The 6,390-nt window shown below is 66.4% G+C and carries 5 protein-coding genes and 2 pseudogenes; 1 reads left to right on the top strand and 6 read right to left on the bottom strand.

Annotated elements, in window-relative coordinates:
• Positions 1-135 precede the first annotated feature (135 nt).
• The 6 genes and pseudogenes from AQJ64_RS52520 to AQJ64_RS41745 form a co-directional block, all read right to left on the bottom strand.
• Positions 136-429 (bottom strand): annotated as a pseudogene (locus AQJ64_RS52520) (transposase); the annotation flags it as partial.
• A 10-nt stretch (positions 430-439) separates the two neighbouring features.
• Positions 440-556 (bottom strand): annotated as a pseudogene (locus AQJ64_RS52515) (IS701 family transposase); the annotation flags it as partial.
• A 298-nt stretch (positions 557-854) separates the two neighbouring features.
• Entirely contained in the window at positions 855-1,643 is a 789-nt protein-coding gene (locus AQJ64_RS41760; protein WP_055635646.1) for an ATP-binding cassette domain-containing protein, read from the bottom strand.
• Positions 1,644-1,671: 28 nt separating this feature from the next.
• A complete protein-coding gene (locus AQJ64_RS41755) occupies positions 1,672-2,577 on the bottom strand; it encodes a sugar ABC transporter substrate-binding protein (RefSeq protein WP_055635645.1) in 906 nt (301 codons plus the stop codon).
• Positions 2,578-2,690: 113 nt separating this feature from the next.
• A complete protein-coding gene (locus AQJ64_RS41750) occupies positions 2,691-3,692 on the bottom strand; it encodes an ABC transporter permease (protein ID WP_244902726.1) in 1,002 nt (333 codons plus the stop codon).
• A gap of 47 nt (positions 3,693-3,739) precedes the next feature.
• The gene (locus AQJ64_RS41745) at positions 3,740-4,759 is read right to left on the bottom strand and encodes a Gfo/Idh/MocA family protein (protein ID WP_079062259.1); all 1,020 of its coding nucleotides are present in this window, start codon (positions 4,757-4,759) and stop codon (positions 3,740-3,742) included.
• Positions 4,760-5,063: 304 nt separating this feature from the next.
• Between AQJ64_RS41745 and AQJ64_RS41740 the strand changes: the two genes are divergently transcribed.
• Positions 5,064-6,305 (top strand): ROK family protein, encoded by a 1,242-nt coding sequence (locus AQJ64_RS41740; RefSeq protein ID WP_079062258.1) that lies wholly within the window; start codon positions 5,064-5,066, stop codon positions 6,303-6,305.
• The last annotated feature ends 85 nt before the right edge of the window (positions 6,306-6,390 follow it).

Raw genomic sequence — 6,390 nt, 5'->3', positions numbered from 1 at the left:
CCGCGGCACTAGCGACCGTCTCTACCCCAGCGGCTCGGCTATCCGCCAGACCCGATCACCGACCCGCGCGCGCCGACGACCTTCCTGATCAGCGGGACTCGTCAATACCCGGGGTTTGCGCCGCTCAGCCATGCCATCGGGCGGCTCCGCAGCGGGCCGACCACGAGACGTGGGCAGATACAGCCGACGGTCGATCAGCGTGCGTCCGCGGCCCGTGGCGTAGGCGAGGAACACACCGATCTGGCAGTTCTCGGTACAGCCGGCGGTGCCGGAGTACTGCCTTTGCACCCCGGCCGACCGGACGCCCTTCTTCAGGAAGCCGGTGTCGTCGACAATCAGGACGGCATCGCGGTCACCGAGGTGTTCCACGACGTAGGCACGGACGTCGTCCAGGACCTCGTCGGCGTCCCACTCGATCCGGTTCAGCATCCAGCTCCCGCATATAGGCAAGAGCTGATTCACGCGGCTCCGACATGTTGAAACGCTGCACGAACCGCTCATGCAGAGCGGCCAGTTCACCCGCCCACACCCTGCCATCAGCAAGGTCCCCACCCATGACCACATCAACGACCGACCTGGCCAGTAGACGAGGGCATCGACGACTTCGGCATCGGCACCTTGCGGCGTCGGTCTCGGCCCGGCCCGCCCCACGACGGCTCGACCATGCTGAGGAGTCTCTTCTCACGCCTGCTCAGGGGGCGCGGGTTGCGTCGCCGACGGTCACGTAGTCAGAGTCAATGAGACGGGACAGTCGGCGCGCCTGACTGTCGCGCCCCTGACTGTGTTCTTCTGGTATTGCCCGTACTCGTGCGATGGCGGTCCGGCGTCGGCCGGGGAGCTTGGCTCCCCGGCTGTCATGCGCCGAGACCTACGCCAGTGGTGATGTAGTGAACCACTTCCTGGGTGTTTGTGTTCTCGGCCCGCAGATCGGCGATCATGTGCCCGCCTCGCAGCACCCACACGAAGTCCGACACCTGCATGACCTGCTCGATGTTGTGGCTGATCAACACGACCGCCAGACCGCGATCGGCGAGGGACCTGACAACTTCCAGCACGCGCCCGGTCTCCTTCACGCCCAGTGCGGCGGTGGGCTCGTCCATCAGCACGACCTCACTGCCCCAGCCGACTGCCCTGGCGATGGCGATGCCTTGGCGCTGGCCGCCCGACATGGCGCCCACCTTCGCCTTGATGTTGGGCATGCGGATCCCGTACTCGTCGATCAGTTCGGCCGCCTTGGCTTCCATGGGCTTCTTCCGCAGACGGAACAGTGAGCGGGGGCCGCCGGACAGTTCCCGGCCGAGGAAGAGGTTCGCCGCGACGTCCAGGTTGTCGGCCAGGGCCAGGTTCTGGTGCACCGTCTCGATGCCCGCAAGCCGTGCGTCGTTGGGGCCGGAGAAGGTCACCGGCGCCCCGTTCATGAACAGTCCCCCTTCGTCGGGTGAGTGCACACCGGACAGGCACCGGATCAAGGTGGACTTGCCTGCGCCGTTGTCTCCGACCAGGGCGGTCACCTCTCCCGCCCGGGCTGAGAAGGTCACGTTGTCCAGTGCCACCACGCCGCCGAAGCGCTTGGTGACGCCTTGTGCCAAGACCGCGGGCGCCGGCCCCGTCACGCCGCCAGGACGCTGTTCAAGTTCCTGCATGGCCGCTCTCCTTTGCGGTTGTCGTTCGTCACTTGGCGGCAGGACAGGACGTGATCGGGTATCCGGCGGTCTTCACCGCCGCCTTGATGTTGTCCGCGTTGACAGGCACGGCCGGGAAGAGGACCTCCTTCTGCACGGACTTGCCCGTGTGGATCTTGGCGGCGGTGTCCATGACGATCTCGGCCTCCTTGACGGGGAACGTCGCGAGGGACTGCGTGTAGGTGCCGTTGCACACGGCCTGGAGCCCGGCCTGCGTTCCGTCGATGCCGATCACGACCTTGGTCTTGGGGTCGATGCCGGCAGAGGTGAACGCGCGGATGGCGCCGAGGGCGATGTCGTCGTTGCCGCCGAAGACTGCGTCGACGTCATGGTGCACCTGCAGGACGTCGGTCATCTTCTGCTCGGCGTCCCGCTGGGTGAAGTCCGTCTGCGGGCTGGCGACGATCTCGATGCCGGGATACTTCTTCAGCTCGTTCGTGCAGCCGGTGGACCGCTCCTTCGCGGCGAGGATGTCCAGCGGTCCGGTCAGGTTGACGACCTTGCCCTTGCCGCCCAGGCGCTTGGCGACCTCGGAGCAGGCGGTGGCCCCGTCCTTGATGCTGTCGAGGTAGACCAGACTCCTGTAGTCGCCGCCCGCGGGTTTGCGGATCAGCATGACCACCGGGATTCCGGCGCTGTTCGCGCTCTTGATCCCGGGCACCACCGCGTTCGGGTCGATCGCGTCGATCACCAGAAGGTTGACCTTGCGGGAGATGAGGTTCTCGATGTCGGTGAGCTGGGTGGCCGGATTGTTCGACGCCTGGGTGGCGACGTAGCTGTAGCCGTTCTTCGCAGCCAGCGCCTTCTCCACCTTGCGCTCGTCGGCGAAGTACGGGCTGGAGAGGTCCTGGTAGCTGTGACCGATGACGAGTTGCCTGTCGGAGGTGTCCTTCACCGACGAGCCTCCCGGGCCCGTTGCGCTGCAGGCCACGACGGCCACGGACAACGAAGCGGTCAGTCCTGCGAAAGTCAGCCGCGTGGTACGGCGCTGGAACATCGAATTCATGGTCATGCCTCTTTCTTGCGCATTTTGGCCAGGACGTCCCCCGAGAGGAGAACGGCGAGCAGCACCGCGACGCCGGTGGCGAAGTTCTGCCAGAAGCCGGACACGCCCACGAGGGTGAGCCCGTTTTGGAGCATGGTCAGGACAAGCACGCCGAGCAGGGTGTCTCGCAGGTTGCCCTTGCCTCCGAAGAGGCTGCATCCGCCGACGATCACGGCGGCGATGACCTGCAGTTCCAGGCCGGTGCCGGTGAGCGGGCTGGCGGTGGCCAGCCTGCCGACGAAGAGCAGTGCCGCCAGCCCGGCGAGGGCTCCGCTGAGTGCGTAGACGGTAAGCGTCACCCGCCGGACCGGGATGCCGGCCAGACGTGCCGCCTCGGGATTGCCACCGATCGCGTAGACATGCCGGCCGAAGACGCTTTGAGACAGGACCCAGTGGCCGCACAGGAGAATCACTGCGAAGACCACCACCGGGACCGGCACCGGGCCGATGTAGCCGGACCCCAGCATGAGGACGGCGGAGTTGGTTACCGACAGGGGTCCGCCGTCGTTCCACAGCTGCGCGCCGGCGAGGTAGACCTGCATCAGGCTGAGCGTGGCGATGAAGGCCGGTACGTGGAGCCGTGAGACCAGGTAGCCGCTGAACAGTCCCGATACGGCGCCGAAGCCGAGTGCCACGGCGAGGGCGGCGATGATGCTGTCGATCCCGATCAGTGTCGAGGCGATCAGCATGCCCGTGAAGCTGACCAGGCTGCCGACCGAGAGGTCGATCCCGGCTATGAGGATCACGTAGGTCATACCGACCGCCATGATCCCGATGGTTGACGCCTGTCTGGCGATGTTGAGGAGGTTGTTGAGGGTCAGGAAGGCGGGGCTCTGCAGGGTCCAGAAGAGGACCTCGGTCGCGAAGACGGCCACGAGGGCGTAGTCGCGGTAACGGTTACCCTGCTTGGCCACGGCGCCGCGCAAGCTTGGGCGCTCTGCCACAGCAGTCATATTCGGTGTCATGTCAATCCTTGTTCTCGCAGCATGTCCCCTTGAGGACCGGCCGACGGTCAGCCGGCCGGCCTCCGGTTGATCGGTGTGACCTCGCCGGTGCGCAGGGACTCCAGGACGGCCAGGACAATGTCGGTGACCAGAACTCCCTGGTCGAGGCCGGGGCCGACGGGCTCACCGGCATTGAGCCTGGAGACGAAGGACTGCACCATCCAGGTGGGCGGCCCTTGCAGGCGTCCGTCGATCTCGCCGCCGAGCAGGCCGGGCCACTTGTATGCCTCGCCCGCATGGCGAATGCCGTGGTCCTGCAGATCCACGTCGACGGCGGACTTGGTGCCCACGGCCTTGTACTGGAAATCCACGACCGACGGCGACGAATCCGGCAGCACCCAGGTTGAGGTCAGATTGGCCGTGGTGCCGTCGTCGAAGGCCAGCAGCGCATGGACGACATCCCAGGTGTCCACGCCCAGCTCCGCCAGACGACCGCGCGAGCCGCTCGCGAACACCGATGTCACGCGCTTGTCCGCCACCCAGACCGCGGCATCGACGGTGTGGCTCATCAAGAACCATGCCGGCGAGGACTTCGCCGCCCACGGAATCATCGTGGTCGGCACATAGTAGGTGTTGCTGAGCAGGATGTTCTGCGTCAGCACATCTCCCAGCTCGCCGGAGGCCGACAAGTCGTGGATCCGGCGGATAGCCGGATTCCACCGGTTCTCGAATCCGACCATGCACTGCACCCCGGCCCGCTGCACCGCATCGCTGATCGCGGCGCAGTCCTCGGCGGTCGTGGCCAGTGGCTTCTCGATCAGCAGGTGCGCGCCACTGGCTGCCGCGTCCACGGCGGCTTCGCGGTGGGCGAAATCGGGTGTCGCCACGATCACCGCGTCGAGTTCGGTCTGCTCGAGCATCGTGCGGTGATCGGTGAAGGGTGCGAGGCCGAACTCGTCTGCCACCTTCTGCGCGGCCTGATGGTTCAGGTCGCAGACGGCACGGACACGCACGTCCGGGAAGCCGTCCAGCGACTGCGCGTACATGTGCCCGCGAATCCCCCCGCCAACAATGCCGACGTTCAACATGAAGACCTCCTGTGCAACAGCTGGGGTTGAGGACTGCGGCGGGGGTTCAGCTGCGAGATGTGACCTGCGTCATCCCTACCGAGGTTTGTACGTTCTCAATGCGAACCTGAGGTTGTCAAGAGTCGACCTCGCCGATCACTGGAGTGTGCTTAGCCTGATAAAGGCTGATTATTCGGCGCCAACCCGGGGTGCTCTGAGTTGAGCTGGCCACCTCTGGGCACCCACGCGGGACAAGAGGTTTGTATGCGATCTATACTGGCATTGCCAGAAACGGCCCTACCGGAATCGAACCGATGGAGCAGCCTTGACGTCCGTCCACGATCGCCAGGACTCACGCGCTCGCGCGGTGTCACCACGGCGCGAGCGCGCGGCCACCCCGCTGATCTCCCCGAGCCTGGCCCACCAGGTCAACCGCTCCCGGGTGCTGCAGTCCCTCTACGACATCGGCCCGCTGTCCCGCTCGGATCTGGCCCGGCTCACCAGCACCACCCGGGCCGCAATCGGCACGATCGTCCAGCCGATGATCGACAGCGGCATCCTCGTCGAGGGGGACCCACGGTCCAGCGGTGCGACCGGCGGCAAGCCCGCCCGACCCCTGTGGTTCTCCCCATCCGGCCCTCCCATCGCAGCCGTCCACCTCATGCCCGGACAGGTCGATGCCGCCCTGGTCAGCACGGCGGGAGACGTACTGTCGACGTCGACCGGCACGTTCCTTCCGGACACCCGCGACGCCGACACGGTCATCGACTGCGTCGTGGACTGCCTGAACCGCGTGCTACCGGCAGAGGGCGCACCGCCTCTAGGCGTGGGCGTCGCGGTCGGCGGCATGGTCAACACCGACACCGGCACGATCATCAAAGCCAACCTTGCCCCCGTGCTCAGTGGACTGCCCCTGGGACCGTTGGTGTCCGAAAGAGTCGGCCTGCCGGTCTATCTCGATCACCACCCCCGCGCTCAGGCACTGGGCGACCGCTGGTTCGGGCAGGCCCGTGGCGTCCACTCGTTCGCCTCGCTCTACCTCGCCGACGTGCTGGGCGTGGGACTCGTGATCGACGACACCGTGCAGCGCGGCCAAGCCGGAGCCGGCGGCGAGATCGGGCACACCGTCGTCCAACTGGATGGCCGCAACTGCCCCTGCGGCCAGCGAGGATGCTGGGAGACCATCGCCACCGACGAATGGCTGCGCGACGAAGCCGCAACCCTGGGCCTGCCCGCCGCCCAGACCATGACCACCGGATCACTCGCCCGCCTGGCCGCCCGCCAGCACCCCGGCGCCGACGAGCTGCTCGACCGATTCGCCCACAACATCTCGCTGGGAATCGTCAACCTCCAGCAGATCCTGGCGCCTGGCCTGTTCATCCTGCATGGCCACGCCATCGCCGGAGGCGACACCTTCCGCCGCAAGATCGAAGACCACGTGCAATCACGAGTCCTGCAACACGCGGCCGGTCCCCCCCGGATCGTCCTCGCCGAGGCCAACGATCACGCCACGGTGCTCGGCGCCGCCGGACTCGTCATCTCTCACAACCTCAAGCTCATCGCGTGACCCGAACGAGACCAAGCAGTCTCAGTAGAGCCTGTGCGTCATCGCTTGATCACGATCCCGCCCCGGTGACGCACTCAGGCACGCT

Source organism: Streptomyces griseoruber, from assembly GCF_001514205.1.
Lineage (GTDB): Bacteria > Actinomycetota > Actinomycetes > Streptomycetales > Streptomycetaceae > Streptomyces > Streptomyces griseoruber.
The sequence above is the reverse complement of the archived record's forward strand: the minus strand, read 5'-3'. Positions and strand labels throughout refer to the sequence as shown.